The 15,785-nt window shown below is 71.4% G+C and carries 15 protein-coding genes and 2 tRNA genes; 12 read left to right on the forward strand and 5 right to left on the reverse strand.

What is annotated here, in order from left to right; genetic code table 11:
• Positions 1–89: 89 nt before the first annotated feature.
• Genes ACWC2B_RS06365 through ACWC2B_RS06395 form a run of 7 tightly spaced genes read left to right on the forward strand, consistent with a single transcriptional unit; the run spans position 90 to position 6,633 of the window.
• Positions 90–1,712, forward strand: coding sequence for an aldehyde dehydrogenase family protein (locus ACWC2B_RS06365; protein WP_450715288.1), 1,623 nt, complete (start codon positions 90–92; stop codon positions 1,710–1,712).
• 10 nt (positions 1,713–1,722) lie between these two features.
• A complete protein-coding gene (locus tag ACWC2B_RS06370) occupies positions 1,723–2,856 on the forward strand; it encodes an acyl-CoA dehydrogenase family protein (protein WP_450715289.1) in 1,134 nt (377 codons plus the stop codon).
• Between the two features lie 14 nt (positions 2,857–2,870).
• Positions 2,871–4,157, forward strand: coding sequence for an aspartate aminotransferase family protein (locus tag ACWC2B_RS06375; protein WP_450715290.1), 1,287 nt, complete (start codon positions 2,871–2,873; stop codon positions 4,155–4,157).
• 7 nt (positions 4,158–4,164) lie between these two features.
• Positions 4,165–4,683, forward strand: coding sequence for a type II toxin-antitoxin system RatA family toxin (locus tag ACWC2B_RS06380; RefSeq protein WP_450715291.1), 519 nt, complete (start codon positions 4,165–4,167; stop codon positions 4,681–4,683).
• A complete protein-coding gene (locus ACWC2B_RS06385; protein WP_450715292.1) occupies positions 4,683–5,174 on the forward strand; it encodes a hypothetical protein in 492 nt (163 codons plus the stop codon). The genes ACWC2B_RS06380 and ACWC2B_RS06385 overlap by 1 nt, the downstream gene beginning before the upstream one ends.
• A 14-nt stretch (positions 5,175–5,188) precedes the next feature.
• Positions 5,189–5,653 carry a flavin reductase family protein gene (locus ACWC2B_RS06390; RefSeq protein WP_450715293.1) on the forward strand — a complete coding sequence of 155 codons (465 nt, stop codon included), beginning with the start codon at positions 5,189–5,191 and terminating at the stop codon, positions 5,651–5,653.
• A 5-nt stretch (positions 5,654–5,658) separates the two neighbouring features.
• Entirely contained in the window at positions 5,659–6,633 is a 975-nt protein-coding gene (locus ACWC2B_RS06395; protein WP_450715294.1) for a VlmB-like protein, read from the forward strand.
• A gap of 171 nt (positions 6,634–6,804) precedes the next feature.
• Here ACWC2B_RS06395 and ACWC2B_RS06400 read toward each other — a convergent pair whose 3' ends face one another.
• From ACWC2B_RS06400 to ACWC2B_RS06410, 3 genes are read right to left on the reverse strand one after another with little or no spacing between them, the layout of a single operon-like run.
• Positions 6,805–7,575: a hypothetical protein gene (locus ACWC2B_RS06400; protein ID WP_450715295.1), complete on the reverse strand. Its 771-nt coding sequence runs from the start codon at positions 7,573–7,575 to the stop codon at positions 6,805–6,807.
• Positions 7,576–7,616: 41 nt separating this feature from the next.
• Positions 7,617–9,671, reverse strand: coding sequence for an MmgE/PrpD family protein (locus tag ACWC2B_RS06405; protein ID WP_450715296.1), 2,055 nt, complete (start codon positions 9,669–9,671; stop codon positions 7,617–7,619).
• Complete coding sequence (locus ACWC2B_RS06410; protein ID WP_450715297.1) at positions 9,668–11,260, reverse strand: MFS transporter; 1,593 nt, start codon at positions 11,258–11,260, stop codon at positions 9,668–9,670. Before ACWC2B_RS06410 ends, ACWC2B_RS06405 begins: the two co-directional genes overlap by 4 nt.
• Before the next feature lie 119 nt (positions 11,261–11,379).
• Here ACWC2B_RS06410 and ACWC2B_RS06415 point away from each other — a divergent pair, with 119 nt between their 5' ends.
• The 3 genes from ACWC2B_RS06415 to ACWC2B_RS06425 all read left to right on the forward strand — a co-directional run bounded on the left by ACWC2B_RS06415 (position 11,380) and on the right by ACWC2B_RS06425 (position 13,187).
• The gene (locus tag ACWC2B_RS06415) at positions 11,380–12,042 is read left to right on the forward strand and encodes a TetR/AcrR family transcriptional regulator (RefSeq protein WP_450715298.1); all 663 of its coding nucleotides are present in this window, start codon (positions 11,380–11,382) and stop codon (positions 12,040–12,042) included.
• A 100-nt stretch (positions 12,043–12,142) separates the two neighbouring features.
• Positions 12,143–12,234 (forward strand) — tRNA-OTHER (locus ACWC2B_RS06420).
• A 38-nt stretch (positions 12,235–12,272) separates the two neighbouring features.
• A complete protein-coding gene (locus tag ACWC2B_RS06425; RefSeq protein WP_450715299.1) occupies positions 12,273–13,187 on the forward strand; it encodes a diacylglycerol/lipid kinase family protein in 915 nt (304 codons plus the stop codon).
• Between the two features lie 66 nt (positions 13,188–13,253).
• Here the strand turns inward: ACWC2B_RS06425 and ACWC2B_RS06430 are convergent, their stop codons facing one another.
• Positions 13,254–14,207, reverse strand: coding sequence for a helix-turn-helix transcriptional regulator (locus ACWC2B_RS06430; RefSeq protein WP_450715300.1), 954 nt, complete (start codon positions 14,205–14,207; stop codon positions 13,254–13,256).
• A gap of 90 nt (positions 14,208–14,297) precedes the next feature.
• Here ACWC2B_RS06430 and ACWC2B_RS06435 point away from each other — a divergent pair, with 90 nt between their 5' ends.
• Positions 14,298–15,017 (forward strand): NADPH-dependent F420 reductase, encoded by a 720-nt coding sequence (locus tag ACWC2B_RS06435; protein WP_450715301.1) that lies wholly within the window; start codon positions 14,298–14,300, stop codon positions 15,015–15,017.
• Positions 15,018–15,057: 40 nt separating this feature from the next.
• Positions 15,058–15,462 carry a VOC family protein gene (locus ACWC2B_RS06440; RefSeq protein WP_450715302.1) on the forward strand — a complete coding sequence of 135 codons (405 nt, stop codon included), beginning with the start codon at positions 15,058–15,060 and terminating at the stop codon, positions 15,460–15,462.
• Between the two features lie 172 nt (positions 15,463–15,634).
• Here ACWC2B_RS06440 and ACWC2B_RS06445 read toward each other — a convergent pair.
• Positions 15,635–15,708 (reverse strand) — tRNA-Pro (locus ACWC2B_RS06445).
• Positions 15,709–15,785 lie beyond the last annotated feature (77 nt).

Consider the following 15,785-nt stretch of genomic DNA (forward strand, 5'->3'; position numbering starts at 1 on the left):
TCCGCCGCGCAGTGCGGGGCGGACATAAACGGGGGCCCTGCGTGACCGGAACATCAGCGAAATCGCGTGCACTTCTGCATCCCGACGACGTGCTGCTCCCCCAGGGGGCACGCTCCTACGGCTCGTACGTGGCGGGGAAGAGCGTGCCGGGTGAGGAGTGGGTGTACGTCGTCGACTCGGCGGCCCTCCTCGACGACGCGTTCACCTCTCTCACGCTCAAGCGGAAGCTGGAGAAGGGCTGGATGCCGATCGGGCCGCTGCCCGACTCCATCGTCGCCCGCGTCGCCAAGGCCTCCGCCGCCACGGTCGAGGCGGCCCTCGAAGCGGCCGCGGGCGCCGCCGCCGAATGGGGTGCGACGCCTTTGGACGTACGCCTCGACCAGGTCTGCGGCCTGCTGCGCGAGCGGATCGCCGAACGCACCGACGAGATCATCGAGGTGCTCGTCCAGGAGGGCCATCCGCTGGACCTCGCCCGCTGGGAGGTGTCGGGGATGCTCCAGTGCTGGAGCCCGGAATCGATCGGCTTCTACCACTCGCAGATGATCCAGGAGTTCCGGCACGGGGTGCGCGAGATCTCCGTGCGGCGCAGGCCCGACGGGGTCGTCTGTCTCAACCCGCCGCAGAACGCGCCGATGGCCAGCGCTCTGCTCGGCGTGTACTCGATCTTCGCGGGCAACGCCCTGGTGGTGCGGGCGCCGCGCAGCGGCCCGCTCGGCGTGATGTACGCCCTCCAGGAGCTCGTCGCCCCCGTACTGGACGAGGTGGGCGCGCCGCCCGGCACGCTCGGGGTGGTGTGCGGGGACCCGGGGCCGATGCTGAACTCCTGGCTGGCCAGTGAGCACGTCGACGACATCATGTATTTCGGCGGCAGTGAGAGCGGTATGCGGTTCCAGGAGCGCTGCATCGCCGCCGGAAAGAAGCCGATTCTCGAACTCGCCGGGAACGACATCGTGACGGTCTGGAAGGACGCCGATGTCGAACTCGCCGCCGAGGCGCTCACCGAGGGCTTCTACGGTTCCGGCCAGCTCTGCATGATTCCCAACCAGGTGGTGGCCCACCCCGACGTCGCCGACCGCCTGGTGGCCGAACTGGCCCGCCAGGCCGAGCGGATCAGGCCCGGCCGTGCGAGCGACGAGGGGGTTCTGCTCACCCCCGTGCTGCGCAACGAGAAGTTCTTCGAGTGCCTCGACGACGCTCTGGCGCACGACGCCGAGCTGGTCTGCGGCGGCCATGCCATGCAGCTCGACGGGACGCGGGACGCGAACGGCATCTTCCTGGAGCCGACCGTCGTCCGCGTGAACGGGCTCGCCCAGGCACGGCGGGTGCAGGCGGTGCGGCACGAGACGTTCTTCCCGCTGCTCCCGGTCGTCGTGGCCGAACCGGCCGAGGACGAGGAGCTGTTGGCGTCGTTCATCGACTTCGTGAACACCAACTGGTACGGCCTGCGCAACTCGCTGTGGGCCAAGGACCGCGCGGTGATCGACCGGTTCGTGGCCCGCGTCACCGAGGGCGGGCTGCTCAAGGTCAACGACTCGCACATCGGCTTCCTGCCCTATCTGCCCTCGCACGGCGGCACCGGGTTGACCGGCGGCGTGTTCGGCGAGGCCAACTATCCGATGCTGCGCACCACCCATGTGCAGGGCGTGAGCGTCGCACCCGGCGGGATCCGGCCCCGCGACGCCGTGTTCGGCACCGGCAGCAGCGCGGCCTGAGGAGGATCCGATGCGTTCGACGGAACGGGCCGCGGAGGTCTGCGAACGATTCCTGCCCGGGCTGCTCGGCAAGCTCGCCGACATCCCGCTGAGCGAACTGGAGGCGCCGGGCAGCCCGGCCCTCGACCATTTCAAGGCGTGCAAGGGTCCGGGGCTGGTGATCCCTCAGACGTACCAGGGCGCGGGCGCCACACCGTTGGAAGCGCTCTCGGCGGTGCGGGCGATCGCGGCACTCTCGCCGTCGCTCGCCGTGGGCACCACGATGCACCACTTCTCGGTGGCGACGCTGTTCACTCTCGCCGACAGCATCAAGAGCAGCGGCATGGAGTGGGCGCTGCTCGAAGGCATCGCCGAACAGGGTCTCCTTGTCTCGTCGGGCTTCGCCGAGGGGCGGCCGGGGCAGGGCATCCTGTCGCCGACCATGACCGCGGCGAAGGCCGAGGGCGGCTATCTCATCAACGGTTCGAAGAAGCCGTGCAGCCTGGCGCACTCCATGGATCTGCTCACCGCGTCCGTGGCGCTGCCCACCGACTCCGGCTCCGAGATGGCGGTGCTCCTGGTGCCGCGCGCCACTCCCGGCGTCACCGTGCACCCGTTCTGGAAGAGCTGGGCGCTGGCGGGCGCGGAGAGCGAGGAGGTGCGGCTGACCGACGCGTTCGTGGACGAACAGCTCGTCGTGCGGCCGGAGTTGAGCGGCTCGGGCGAACTCGACGAGCTCCAGACGATCGGCTTCATCTGGTTCGAGCTGCTGATCTCGGCCTCGTACCTGGGCATGGCCGGCGCCCTGGTGGACCGGGCGCACGCCTCGGGCCGGGGCAGCGTCTCCGACCGCGCCGACCTGTTCACCGCGTACGAGAGCGCCGGGCTGCTCCTGGAGGGCGTGGCGCGGATGTTCGGGGACGGCGAGCACGACAACGAGGCGCTCGCCAAGACGCTGGTGGCCCGGTACGCGGTGCAGGACGCGCTGGGTGCGGCCGTGCGGCGGGCGGTGGAACTGCTCGGCGGCATGGCGTTCATCGGCTCGTCCGACATCGCCTATCTCGCCGCTGTCTCTCACGGGCTCGGCTTCCATCCGCCGTCCCGGGCGAGCTTCGCGGCGCCCTTCCTCGACCACGTCGACGGCCACCCGCTGCGGCTGGCCTGAAGGAGGTGGACACCATGACGGTCACGACACCGCCGGTCACGGAACTGCCCGACCGGGAGGCGCTGGGGCGCCTGTACCGGGCCCGGCTCAGCAAGGGCCGGGCGACGCTCGGCGAGATGTTCGGCGGCCATGTGGAGGTGGCCTCAGAGGGCGCCTGGGTCACCACGGCCGAGGGCCGCAAGTTCCTCAACTGCGGGGGCTACGGCGTCTTCATCACCGGCGCGAAACACCCCACGGTGATGCGCCACGTACGGGAGCAGCTGGAGAGCCACCCGGTGGCGACCCGCCTCTTCACGGAACCGCAGATCGCCCTCGCCGCCGAAGCCCTGGTGTCGGTGGCTCCACCGGGTCTTGAGCGGGTGCACTTCGCGGGCTCGGGCGCCGAGGCGGTGGAGGCCGCGATCAAGGTGGCCCGCACGCGCGGCAGGACCCGCCTCATCTCGATGACGGACGGCTACCACGGCAAGACGATGGGCGCGCTGAGCCTCACCGGCAAGGACGTCTTCCAGGACCCCTTCCGCCCGCTGCTCCCGTCGGTCACGCATGTGCCGTACGGGGATGTGGAGGCCCTGCGCAAGGAGCTCGCGGGCTGCCCGGGCGAGGCCTGCGTCTTCGTCGAACCGGTGCAGGGCGAGGCCGGGGTCGTCATTCCGCCGGCCGGCTATCTGGGCGCGGTGGAGAACGCGTGCCGCGATTACGGCGCGCTGCTCGCCGTCGACGAGATCCAGACCGGTCTCGGCCGGCTCGGCACGTGGTGGGGCTGCGGCCCCGAGGGCGTGCGCCCCGATCTGCTGCTCGTCGGCAAGGGGCTCAGCGGCGGCGTCGTCCCGGTGTCCGCCGTGATCGCGACGCCGGAGGTGTTCGGCGCGTTCGACCGCGACCCGTATCTGCACACCTCGACGTTCTCAGGCGCGCCGCTCGCGATGGCCGCCGCGCGCGGCGCGATCGCGGCGCTGCGCGAGGACAACCTGGTCGGGCGGGCGCGGGTCCTCGGTGAGGAGATCCTGCGGGTCGTCGGCCGCATCGTGCGCGGCCACTACGGGACGGCCGTGCGGGAGGTGCGCGGGCGCGGACTGCTCCTTGGCATCGAGTTCGCCGAGCCGGGACCGGCGGGCGACCTGCTGATCGAACTGATCCAGCACGGCGTCATCGCCAACCACTCCCTCAACTCCCACCTCGTCCTGCGGCTCACCCCGCCCGCGGTCCTGACCCGCGGCGATCTGGACTTCCTGTACGAGGCGGTGGACCGGGCCTGCCGGGCCCAGGCCGCCCGCTACACACCGATCCCTGAAAGTGGCTGAGACAACCATGCGCAGCACGCAACTGAAGGTCCGCGTCGAGGCGGTCTGCCCCAACGCGGCGTACGACCGCATCAAGGACTACGCCCGCTACCCCGAACTCACCCCGGTCGTACGATCGGTGACGGTCCGTGAGGTGACGGACGAGGAGATACACAGCGACTGGGAGGTGTACTTCCGCAACGGCATCCTGCGCTGGACGGAGACCGACCGGTTCGACGAGGCCAAGCTGCGGATCTCCTTCCGCCAACTGGAGGGGGACTTCGCCGAGTTCACCGGAACGTGGTCGGTGACGCCGGACGGCGAGGGGTGCCTGGTGGACTTCGCCGCCGAGTTCGACTTCGGCATTCCGAGCCTCGCGGGCATTCTGGACCCGGTCGCGGCGCGGGTCCTGAAGGAGACCATCGGCGTGGTCCTCACCAGTCTCTTCGAGCGGGCCCATGTGGTCGGCGACGACCCGGTGGCGCGCTCGGTCGCCCGGGCCGCCGAGGGCGCGCCCTACCGGGGCCTGCCCGGAGCGGCCGCCTGATGGACGCCAAGAACCTCTTCGAAACGCCGGTGACCTTTCGCCTCGCCCGCCTTGAGTACGCGGTCGGGCTCGCGGTGGCCACCGGGCTGCTCCTCGCCCACCTCGGCGAGGTGCGGTGGGGGGTGGCGGCCGGTCTGTTCGTCTACATCGACGTGATCGGCTACATCCCGGGGGCGATCGCCCACCACCGCAGCCCGAACGGGCGGATCCCGCACGCCTATTACGTGCTCTACAACGTGATGCACAGCCTGGCCACGCAGACGCTGCTCGCGCTGGCGTGGATCTGGCTGTTCGGCGCCGAGTGGGCGCTCCTCGCACTGCCCGTCCACCTGTTCGGCGACCGGGCGGTCTTCGGGAACTTCCTCAAGCCGTTCGGCGTGGGCTTCGAACCCGTGGCGCACCCCGCGTACCAGCGCTTCCGCGGCGAATACGCGGCCGGAACCACGGGCCGGGAGCAGCACCCGACACGCCTCGGCGCGAGGTCGTCATGACGGCCCCGGGGAGCGTGTCGACCCGTACGGGCTGGCGGGTCGTGTCGGGGGTGTCCGTGCTGACCTGCGGGGCGGCGGACCGGGCACACGGGGTCACGGTCAGCACCCTGTCCGTGGCCTCGGTGCACCCGCCGATGGTCTCGGTGGCGCTGCGCCGGGGCAGCCGGGGGCTCGGCGCCCTGCTCACCGCGGGCCGTTTCGTGGCCAACGGCCTCTCGGTCCAACAGGCGCCCCTCGCCCGGTACTTCGCGCGCAAGGACCGCAGCGAGGGGCTCGCCCTGTTCGGCCCCGAGGCCGAGTCGGCGTGGGAGACGTACACCGCCGACGGGGTGCCGCTGCTCACCGGAACCGTCGGCCGTCTGGAGTGCCGGATCGAGCGGACCGTGCCCGTCGGCGACCACGAACTGCTCATCGCCCGCGTGCTCGGCTCCCACCTCGGCTGCGGCACTCCCCTGCTCAACATCGACACCAGGAGCTGAATCCGATGACCGACACCGAGAGCGCTCTCAGCGCGTTTCCCACCGAGGCCGACCGGGAACGGGCGCCGTCCCTCGTGGACGGGGCGATGCGCCTTGAGCTGACGGCCGCCGACTGCGATCTGCGGTACTGGCTGCGGGCCGTCCCGCAGGGCACCCTGCGCGGCCAGGTACTGGGCCACGCCGACGACGTGCGTCCACTGGCGGTGACCAGCGAGCCGGGGCCGCTGAACGACGCCCTCACCCAGGAGCTGGCGTTCCGCTCGATCGCCGAGGAGAAGGCGACCCGCGCGATCTCGTATCTCGTGGCGCTGGCACCCGACATCGCCGTCATGGAGTTCTACGCCACCCAACTCCTCGACGAGGCACGGCACTCGATGGTGTTCCGCTCGCATCTGACGTCCCTCGGCGTGGCCGAGCGCGAGCTGTGGCCGACGGTGGAACGGCTGGCCGGCGCGGACCGCGAGCTCGTTCTGGCGCCGCTGGAGGAGCTCGGGCTGCGGGTGCTGCGCGACGAGAGCGACTTCATCGGGGGCGTGGTCGTCCTGACCATCCTGGTGGAGGGGGTGCTCGCACCGGCGGCGGAACTCAGCGAGCGCAAATGGCGGATCTTCGACCCGGCGGCCGCCGACATCGAGCGGGGCGCGGCCATCGACGAGATCCGGCATCTCACGGTGGGCAGCTCCATCGCCCGCGAGCACCTCTTGGCCCACCCCGAGGACAAGCCCCGCATCCTCGAACTGATCGCACAGGGCAGGGAGTTGTGGGGTTCACTGCCCGCCACGGACATGATCTTCCGTCGCGAGTCCCTGTTCCAGGAGGGGCTGCGCAAGCACGCCGAACTGGCCGGCGACTACGAGATCTGGCCGGGCCGACGCCTGGTGGACACCGATGTCGAGGAGCGCATGACGACCGCGCTGGGCTGGGCGGACACCATGCAGCGCCGCCGCCTGGAGTACATGGGCCTGGAGGGGGCACTGTGACGACCAGGCCACCGTTCCGGCCCGACCGGGACGCTGGACGAGGTCCCCCGCCGGACGGTCGCCCGCCGGAACGTCTCCGGATGCCTGGGCGCCATCAGCGCGGAGGTCGCCGAGCAGGAGGGGACGGCGACCTCCGCCACACCGCCGCCGCACTCAGGCCCGCTCTTCACCTCACCGGATTCGGGCCTGTTCAGCCAGGGCACGCACGACTGCCGCGGCGGCCACGGCGTGCCCTCGGCCGTTGAGCCGGCCCAGATGCGAGCTCCACAGCCGCTTGGAATCGATGCCTTTCTCGTGCGCCATCAGGTCGATGTGCAAGGCTCCATGACGAAGCGTCACCACGGTGACGCGCTCGACGAGAAGACGCTGTCGGGTGCGGATCCGGTCGCGCTGGGCGTCGGCCACCTGACCCGACCCGGCCCAGTCGAAGGGGCTGACCACGGCGGCGTCCCGGCAGGTCGCGCCCTTCAACGAGGCCAGGATCCGGCTGAGTTCCGACTCCACCACATCGGGGTCGAAGCTCCGGGCCCGCAGATCGGGCCCGCCGCAGGCCAATACCGCAAGGTCGGCCTCGAAGGCCAACGCCTGCGCCAACTGCCGGGACCGCACCTCGGACAGGACCAGATCGCGCCGGGGGCGCAGGGACAGACAGGCGAGTTCCGGCGGCCCGGCCTGCCTGAGCATGCGGGCCACCCGCTCGGGCCAGGGCGTTGCCCGGCGGTCGCGGGCCACGGCCACCGGCACCGGGCCGCCCTCGCAGCCGCCGAACACCACGGCCCTCCGCCACGGCAGGTCCGCGAGCAGCTCCTCGGCCTCGCCCGGCCGCAGAACGTACGGATCGGGGTCGTGCGGATCGGGACCGCGCGGATCCGAACCGTGCGCATCGGGGTCCTGCGCATCGACACCGCTCGGATCGACACCGTGCGGATCGTGATCCTCCATGGCGTTACCTCTGCCTCGCTCATCGCTCAACCGGCTTGCCCCTAGGGCGAGTTGATCCGAGCCGCGTGCCCCGGCAGTTGCTCCTCGGCCCGCATGCGGACGATCTCTCCCCATGGGACGGACCCGCTGAACAGTTCCTCCCCGGCTTCGTTCACGAGCCGCACCCGCACATCGGCGGTCTGTCGCCGGTCCGGGGTGCGGGCGAGCAGCCCGACGAACTCGGCTGCGTTCCGCCGGACGAGCTCGGCCAGAACGGCCCGGTCCGCCGCCATGACGAGCGCGTCGATCGCCGCGGGATCGGTGGCCGCCGCATTGTCGAGCACGGGCGCCCGCGCCCCGTCGAGCACCTGCCGTGCGACGCCCGCCAACAGGCGGTCGCTGAGGGCGAGATGTGCGAGCGTACGGTCGACGTCGCCCCGAGCCGCGCCGTCCACCGCGGCGCCGAGACGGCTCTGGGAAGCCGCGCGGAACAGCCCGTCGTAGGCCGCCTCCAGCCCGGCCGTATCCCACATGGCCTCGGGCTTCCGGAGCGGGGACGACTCGGCTTCCCCCGGCTCGGCAGCGGAGCTCGCGGGCGCCGGCCGCCCGGACTGAGGCCGCCGGATGGATACGCCCTCGCCCAGATCGCCCAGCGCCAGCTCGACGAGATGCGCCACCTCACGGGCGTCCAACTCCGTTAGATTCCTGGCGAGTTCGACGACTTCCGGGTGGCCGCCACAGCGCAGGAACTTGCGGCGCGCCAGTTCCTCGTGGCCCGGCCCGTCCGTGCTGCCGGCCGCGCCCACGGCGGTGCGGCGCTCGGCGCGGAGTTCGCGGCCGTCGTGCAGCCGTACGGTGACCCGGGCGCCCAGATCCTTCGTCGCCCAGCGGAAGTCGTCCGCCGGGGCCAGCCAGTCCGGCGGGAGCGCGTCGACGGCTTCCCGGCCGGCCGCCCCGGCCCAGCCTGCGGCCCGCTGCCCCGCGCGCCGCAGCGCCTGCCCGAGCGGGGCGGTGCCGAGGAGCGCGGCCCGGCTCAGTGCCGGGTCGTGGACCGTGCGTACCTTCGCGGCGAGCGCCCAGCGTTCCGGCCGGGTCACATAGGGGGGCGCGAGGTCGGCGGGCTCCAGGGACCCGGTGAGCAGGGCGGTCGCCACGTTATAGGGCACGGAGAAGTTGAGGGCGGCGACGCTGGAGCGGGGACCTACCTGTTCGGAGCGGGTGAGCCGGTCGAGGCCGCTGGTGAAGAGCGAGCCCTCTACCACGACCTCGGCGATGTCATCGACCGTCAACTCCCTTGATTGGGTGCCGATTTGGGCCGCACAGTCGATGGCCGCGCTGAGGTAGGCGCTGCCGGGGTGCACCTTGTACGAGAGGGTCTCCGTGTACCAGAGGGTGCCGAGCCCGCCGACCGCCTCCTCGGGCAGCGGCAGCGCGGCGAACCGGTTCAGGAAGCCCTGGGGGTGTTCGAGGACGTCCGCCGGGCCGCTGAGCCCCGCGCGGGCGCCGTCGCAGGCGCCGAGGCCGATGCGTACCGGAACGGCGGCCGTGCAGAGCTTGGCGTCGGTGGTGAAGAAGCCGCGCGGCAGCGTCCAGGTGGGGGTGGTGAAGGCGAGGCCCAGCGCGTTCACCCAAATGTCCGTGAGAGCGCTCTCGGCGCGCAGCCTGCCTGCCACCGCTCCGGCGAGGTGGGTGTGCCCGGCGGTCTGGCCCCGGAACGGGCCGAGCGTGGCGGCGGCGGTGATGCGGGCCGCGCATTCGTTGGCCGCCAGGATCGCGCTCGCGAGCCGCCGCCCGTCGAGGCCGAGCGGCCCGGCGTACACCAGGGGGACGTTGACGCAGGAGTGGGAGAGGTGGCCCGCGTACGCGGTGTCGTCGAAGTCCAGGCAGATGGTGGCCATGGCCAGGGAGTGCGCGGCGCGCTCGGGATCGTCCTGGAGAGCGCTCCCGTACGCCTGGGCGATCCTTTCGCCCAGCGGGTGTCCGTATCCGGCGCGGGCGGCGGCGAGCTGGCTGAGCAGCTGGCTCCTGAGGTGGGCGACCACCCGGTCCGGCGCGTCGGCTACATCCAACTTGCTTGCCCAGGAGGCGAGTTGAATCAGTAGCGCGGGCTCGCTCATCCCTGCCTCCGGCCCATGGCGGCCTCGGGCTGGGCCGACTCGGCCCGCTTCGGTGCGGCGTCGCCGCCTCGGCGGCGCAGGAAGACCAGCGCGCACAGCCCGCCGACGAGGGTGCCCGCGGCTGCGACCTCCATCACCAGGTGCATGCCGTCGAGGAAGACGGGGCTGACGGCGTCCATGACGGTCCCGCGCACGCCGGGTGGCAGCGTTCCGGCCTGCGACAGGTCGCCGCCGTTGAGCTGGTCGTAGGCGCGGTCGCGGACCTGCTGCGGGAGGGGGGCCGCTGAGAGCGCTCCCGGCAGGGCGTCGCTCAGGTGGCGAAGGAGCAGGGCGCCGGCGAGTGCGACGCCGAACACCGCGCCGACCTGCCGGAAGGTGTTGGAGATGCCGGAGGCCGTGCCCGCCTGCTCGGGCGGGACCGAGCCGAGCAGGGCGACCGTGGCCGGGGCGCCGGTGAAGGAGACACCGACGCCGAGCAGCGCCAGGGCCCACCAGTAGCCGCGGAAGCCGGTGTCCACGTCGAGCGCGGTCAGGCCGTAGAGCCCGGCCGCGGACAGGACGGAGCCGACGACGATGGGCCGGCGGGGGCCGGCCTTGGCGGCGACCACGCTCGCCGCGAACGAGGCGATCATGATGGGTACGGTCAGCGCGAGGAAGCGGACGCCGGTCTCCACGCTGCTCAGTCCCTGGAGGCTCTGCAGCACGAGGGTGAGCAGGAAGATCGCGGCGAACAGGCCGAAGAGGCTGAGGAAGTTGACGGCTCCGGCGACCGCGACGACCGGGCTGCGGAACAGTTTCAGGGGAAGCATCGGGTCGGGTCGGCGCAGTTCCCAGAACACGAAGAGGACCAGCGTCACCGCGGAGAGCGCGAACGATCCGACGATGAGCGCCGAGGCCCAGCCCCTGCTGTTGCCCTCGATGAGCGCGTACGCGAGGGCGGCGATCGCGACGATGAACAACGCCTGCCCCACCAGGTCGAGTTGGCGGGCGCGCGGGGAGCGGTTCTCGGTGAGCAGCCGGGCGAGCACGAGCGCGGCGAGCACCCCGATGGGCACGTTGATCCAGAAGATGCTCTGCCAGCCGACGTGGTCCACGAGCAGTCCGCCGGCCACCGGACCGGCGGAGAGCGCGACGCCGCCGATGCCCGCCCAGATGCCGATGGCCTTGGCCCGGGCGGCCGGTTCGGTGTAGGCGGCGGAGACCAGGGCGAGCGAGACCGGGATCATGACCGAGCCGCAGATGCCCTGGAGGGCCCGGCCCACGAGCAGCACGCCGATGGATCCGGCGAGCGCGCACATCACCGAGCTGAGGGTGAAGCCGGCGAGGCCGCCGAGAAAGAGCTTCTTGCGTCCGAGGATGTCCCCGAGGGTGCCCGAAGTGAGCAGCAGGCAGGCGAACGCGAGCGCGTAGGCGTCCACGATCCACTGCAACTGGGTTATTCCTGCGGTGAGTTCGTGCTGGATGTTCGGCAGCGCCACGTTCACGATCGTGGCGTCGAGGTACACCATGAACACGCCGAAGCAGAGGAAGGCGAGCAGCAGCCCCTTCCGGGGGGCATCCGCCGTGCCGGCGCCGATGGTCTCGCTCATGTACGGATCCTCACGTGAGGGGGTCCGGGTTCGGTCTGGCACTCGCAACATAATGACCGACGGTCAGTCAGTCAATGCGCAATGACTGGCGGTCAGTCACCAGGAGGGTAGATTGGGCCATGACCCAACTCCCCGCGACCGGAGGCGAGTTCATGGCCACCACCAGCCCCCCGAACCGCCCGCGCCGCAAGCGGGTCACCAGGAGTCCCGAGGACCGCCGCGCCGCACTACTGAGCGGCGCCGCCGAGGTCTTCCGCGAGAAGGGCTTCGCGGACGCCACCGTCGCCGAGCTAGCCGAGGCGGGCGAGGTCGCGAAGGGCACGTTCTACCTCTATTTCGACTCCAAGGACCATCTGCTCGGCGCCATGTGGGAGGAGTACGTCGACCGGTTCCTGGTGACGACCCGGGCGCTCCTCGACGAGGGCGGGGCCTGGTGGCCTACGCTCGACCGGCTGGTGCGCGCACTGGTGGCGCACGCCGTCGAGAACGCCGAGCTGCACCGCGTCGTCTACCGCTCGGCGAACGCCAAGTCCCTTGACCTGTGCCGGAGTTCGAACCAGCGGGTCATCGACCTGATGGCGGAGTTCATCGGCCGCGGCGCACTCGCGGGCGCCTTCCGGTCCGGGGACGTCGGGCTCACCTGCCGCATGCTGTTCCACGGTGCGCACGGGCTGCTCGACGACCTGATCAGCGGCGCGGAGCCCATCGACGTCGAGGCGGTAACGGCCGCCGTGCTCGGACTGGCCCACCGCGGCCTGGGCGCACCGGAGCCGGCCGCCTGAGAGCCTGTGTCTGAACCCCGCCCGCGGTCTCAGCGCCGTCTCAGCGAAATCTCAGCCCGCCCCCGCAGGATTGGAACGTACGCGGGAACGAGGCGTACGGGGAGAGGTACCCGAAGCGGTCCAACGGGGTTCCGGTGCTTTCCGGTCCGGGTGTGAAAGCCCTCGCAGGTTCGAATCCTGCCCTCTCCGCCACAGCCGAAGAGCCGCCTGTCGCGACGAGGTGTCCGCCGATGACTCCATCTCTCAAGTCCGTTCTGGTAGTGGCCAATCCGGCCGCGGGAACGTACACACGGGAGATGTCGGAGGCAGTCGTCCGGCGGATTGCGGGGGTCGGCGCGGCAGTCGAGCTGGCTGTGACCGAGCGGCCGGGCCATGCCCACAAGCTCGCCTTTGCGGTGGGCGAGCGGGGCGGCCCGGCCCTCGTGGTGTCCCTCGGCGGCGACGGCACCGCCCATGACCTCATGACCGGCCTGCACGAGGCAGCCCCCGCGGAGGGGCGGGTTCCGCTGCTTGTGCTGCCGTTCGGCACGGGCAACTCCTTCTACCGCGAGATCTGGTCCGACCGGCCCTGGCAGGAGGCCCTGGAGAGCGCTCTCTCGCGGCCGCGCGTGCGGCGGATCGACCTGGCTCGCGTCGCCGAGACCGACGGCCTCGTGCTGCTCGGCGCATCGTCCGGGCTCGCGGCCCAGACGCTGGTCACGGCGCGCACCGTCGCCGAGACGGGCCGGGCCCGCTACGAGGAGGCGCTGGCCCGCGCGGTCGAGGCGTTCCGCCCGTATCCGGGCCGGGTCACCGTCGACGGCGAGGTCGTCCACGCCGGCCCGACGGCTTCGGTCTGTGTGGGGGGCGGCCGCCACCGCGGCGGCCAGTTCATGATCCTTCCGCGGTCCGTCATGGACGACGGGCTGCTCGACGTCTGCGTCGCGGGCACGGCATTGCCCCTCCCCGAGCTCCTGCGGCTGTGTCGCGACGGCAGCCATGTCGGCGGCCCCGGAATCGTGTACGCGCGGGGCCGTCGCATCATGGTGGAGCGCACCGACGGGGAGCCGCTCGTCTTCGAGTACGACGGCGATCTGCTCCCCGGCGCTGCCGCCCGCTACACCCTGGACGTGGCCCCGCACGCACTCCCGGTGCTCGCCCCGTGACCGCCCCGCCTCTGCCCGACCGTACGAGCCTGCCCCCTGCTCAACTCCCCACCTCTGCCCGCTAGTTCAGCTCAGTGCGCGCAGGGCGTGGTGGGCGATGGCGCGGAGATGGTCGATCACCTCGGGGTCGGCGTCGAGGGTGTAGGCGGAGTCGAGGCCGGCGAGGGTCTGGGCGATACGGGGCAGGCGGTCGTCGGACGCGTCGAGGCGGCAGGTGCGCTCGTCGATGAGGGTCAGGCGAGTGGCCAGGCCGCGGGTGCGGACGTGGTCGGCGGGGGCGTGGATGGTGGCGATGGCGCGGTAGCGGGTGGGGACGGCGGAGAGTCGGCTCGCGACGAAGGCGGCGGGGTCGTCGCCGGGTACGGGGCGGGGCGGGACGCGTCGGCCGGTGGGCGTGGCGTCGGTGAGGCGGTCGAGCCGGAAGAGGCGCCAGTCGTCCTTGTCGATGTCGTGCGCGATCAGGTACCACAGGCCACCGGAGTCGACCAGGTGGCACGGCTCGACGCGGCGCCGGGTGGCGGCGCCCTGGCGGGTGGTGTAGTCGAAGGTGATGATCTCGTGGTCGCGGCAGGCGACGGCGAGGGCGGCCAGCAGGGCGGAATCGGCGCGTGGCCCCTGTTCCTCCCAGGTGATGCCGGCGAGTGAGCTCTGGAGGGCGGTGACCTGGCCGCGCAGACGGCTGGGCAGGACCTGTTCGAGCTTGGCCAGGGCCCGCAGGGCGGTCTCCTCGATGCCGGTCAGGCCGCCGGCGACGGTGCGCAGGGCGACGGCGATGGCGACCGCTTCCTCGTCGTCGAGGAGAAGGGGCGGCAGGTCGCTGCCGGAGGTGAGGCGGTAGCCACCGGCGTGCCCGCGTGCACTGTCGACGGGACAGCCGAGTTCGCGCAGTCGGTCGATGTCGCGGCGGACGGTGCGCACGGTCACGTCGAGGCGGTCGGCGAGATCGGCGCCGGACCATTCTCGCCGGGTCTGGAGCAGGGAAAGCAGTCGCAGCATGCGGGCGGTCATGTCGCTCGTCATGAATCCCATGATGCCCACGTCAAAGGACACGACTTGTCCTGAAAGGCCTCTACGGTGGAGACCACACGGGGCAAATCAGGAGGTTTCACCATGAAGGTCACTGTTCTCGGCACGGGCGGCGGTGCCCGCGCCCACATCGCCAAGCTCGCCGAGCTGGGCGAAGAGGTCCACGTCGGCACCCGCGACGTCCATGCCACCCTGGCCCGCACCGAGCCCGACATGATGGGCACCGCGCCCTTCAAGGACTTCCTCGCCGAGCACCCCGGCGTCGAGCTGCACTCCTTCGGCGACGCCGCGGCCGCCTCCGACGGACTGGTGATCAACGGCATCGACGGCCACAACGCCGTGGCGGCCCTGTCCGCCATCGCCGACCAGCTCGACGGCAAGACACTCATCGACTACGCCGTCCCGTTCATCTACCGGCACTCCCCTGAGCACCCCTGGGCCACGCCGTGGGGGATCATGCCGAAGCTGGACCCGTGCGACAGCGACAGCCTCGGCGAGCAGATCCAGCGCGCCCTGCCCCGCACCAGGGTCGTGAAGTCCTTCGTCACCCAGGAGCAGACCACCGTCGTCGACCCCGCGAGCGTCGGCGGAGGCGACCACACCATGTTCGTCGCCGGCGACGACCCGGACGCCAAGCAGCAGGCCACGGACCTCCTCAAGGCTTACGGCTGGACCGACATCCTCGACCTCGGCCCGCTCGTCTGCGCCCGCGGCATGGAGATGTACGCACACGTGCACTCCGCGATCGGCTTCGGCCCGGGCCATCAGTTCGGCGGCCACTTCGGCATCAAGGTCGTCCGCTGACCCGCTGCCCCACCCGCGCCACCACGCACAAGGAATCACCATGAGCGACGAGAACAACGGCACGACCGGCGCCCTGGCCGGAAAGATCATGTGCCATGCGATGTGGGCCCGCGACGGACGGCAGCTCGCCGACTTCTACGCCACCGCCCTCGGCACCGAGGTCTCTCAGACCTACCCCGGCGAAAACGGCGCCGAGGCCGCCTGCGCCTTCTACGTCAACGGCGCGATGTACCTCTTCTACACCTCCCCCTCCTATCGGGCCCCGCGCTGGCCCGAGGAGGAGCTGCCGTTCCACATGGACTTCTCTTTCCCCGACGTCACGGCGGCCGAGAAGCGCCTGGCGGAGCTCGGCGCCACCAAACCCGGCCACCAGCCCGGCGGAAAGCACTGGACGGTCCTCTTCGACCCGTCCGGCCAGCCCTTCTGCATCCACGGCACCCGCTGATCCGCGCCCATCACATGACGATCCCGCCGCGTGTCACCGCCGACCAGCGCCGCGCGCGCCTCATGCGCCGCCACCTCACCAATCGCTGAGCAGGGACGCCGCGCCCCAAAACGATCAAGGGCCGGTTTCGGATTTCTCCGAAACCGGCCCTGTGACCTGCGACTGTCTCCAGTCGGGACGACAGGATTTGAACCTGCGACCCCTTGACCCCCAGTCAAGTGCGCTACCAAGCTGCGCCACGTCCCGATGCCCGTCTGACCTGGGGTTTCCCCCGGCCGTTCGTGCATGAGAACAATACCGCACTTCCCTGGGTGGTCACGAAC

Source organism: Streptomyces sp. NPDC001415, from assembly GCF_053597395.1.

Coding starts and splice junctions, on each gene's coding strand:
- ACWC2B_RS06370 (WP_450715289.1), top strand. CDS start 1,723: ATGCGTTCGACGGAACGGGCCGCGGAGGTCTGCGAACGATTCCTGCCC.
- ACWC2B_RS06375 (WP_450715290.1), top strand. CDS start 2,871: ATGACGGTCACGACACCGCCGGTCACGGAACTGCCCGACCGGGAGGCG.
- ACWC2B_RS06380 (WP_450715291.1), top strand. CDS start 4,165: ATGCGCAGCACGCAACTGAAGGTCCGCGTCGAGGCGGTCTGCCCCAAC.
- ACWC2B_RS06385 (WP_450715292.1), top strand. CDS start 4,683: ATGGACGCCAAGAACCTCTTCGAAACGCCGGTGACCTTTCGCCTCGCC.
- ACWC2B_RS06395 (WP_450715294.1), top strand. CDS start 5,659: ATGACCGACACCGAGAGCGCTCTCAGCGCGTTTCCCACCGAGGCCGAC.
- ACWC2B_RS06400 (WP_450715295.1), bottom strand. CDS start 7,575: ATGGAGGATCACGATCCGCACGGTGTCGATCCGAGCGGTGTCGATGCG.
- ACWC2B_RS06405 (WP_450715296.1), bottom strand. CDS start 9,671: ATGAGCGAGCCCGCGCTACTGATTCAACTCGCCTCCTGGGCAAGCAAG.
- ACWC2B_RS06410 (WP_450715297.1), bottom strand. CDS start 11,260: ATGAGCGAGACCATCGGCGCCGGCACGGCGGATGCCCCCCGGAAGGGG.
- ACWC2B_RS06415 (WP_450715298.1), top strand. CDS start 11,380: ATGACCCAACTCCCCGCGACCGGAGGCGAGTTCATGGCCACCACCAGC.
- ACWC2B_RS06425 (WP_450715299.1), top strand. CDS start 12,273: ATGACTCCATCTCTCAAGTCCGTTCTGGTAGTGGCCAATCCGGCCGCG.
- ACWC2B_RS06430 (WP_450715300.1), bottom strand. CDS start 14,207: ATGACGAGCGACATGACCGCCCGCATGCTGCGACTGCTTTCCCTGCTC.
- ACWC2B_RS06435 (WP_450715301.1), top strand. CDS start 14,298: ATGAAGGTCACTGTTCTCGGCACGGGCGGCGGTGCCCGCGCCCACATC.
- ACWC2B_RS06440 (WP_450715302.1), top strand. CDS start 15,058: ATGAGCGACGAGAACAACGGCACGACCGGCGCCCTGGCCGGAAAGATC.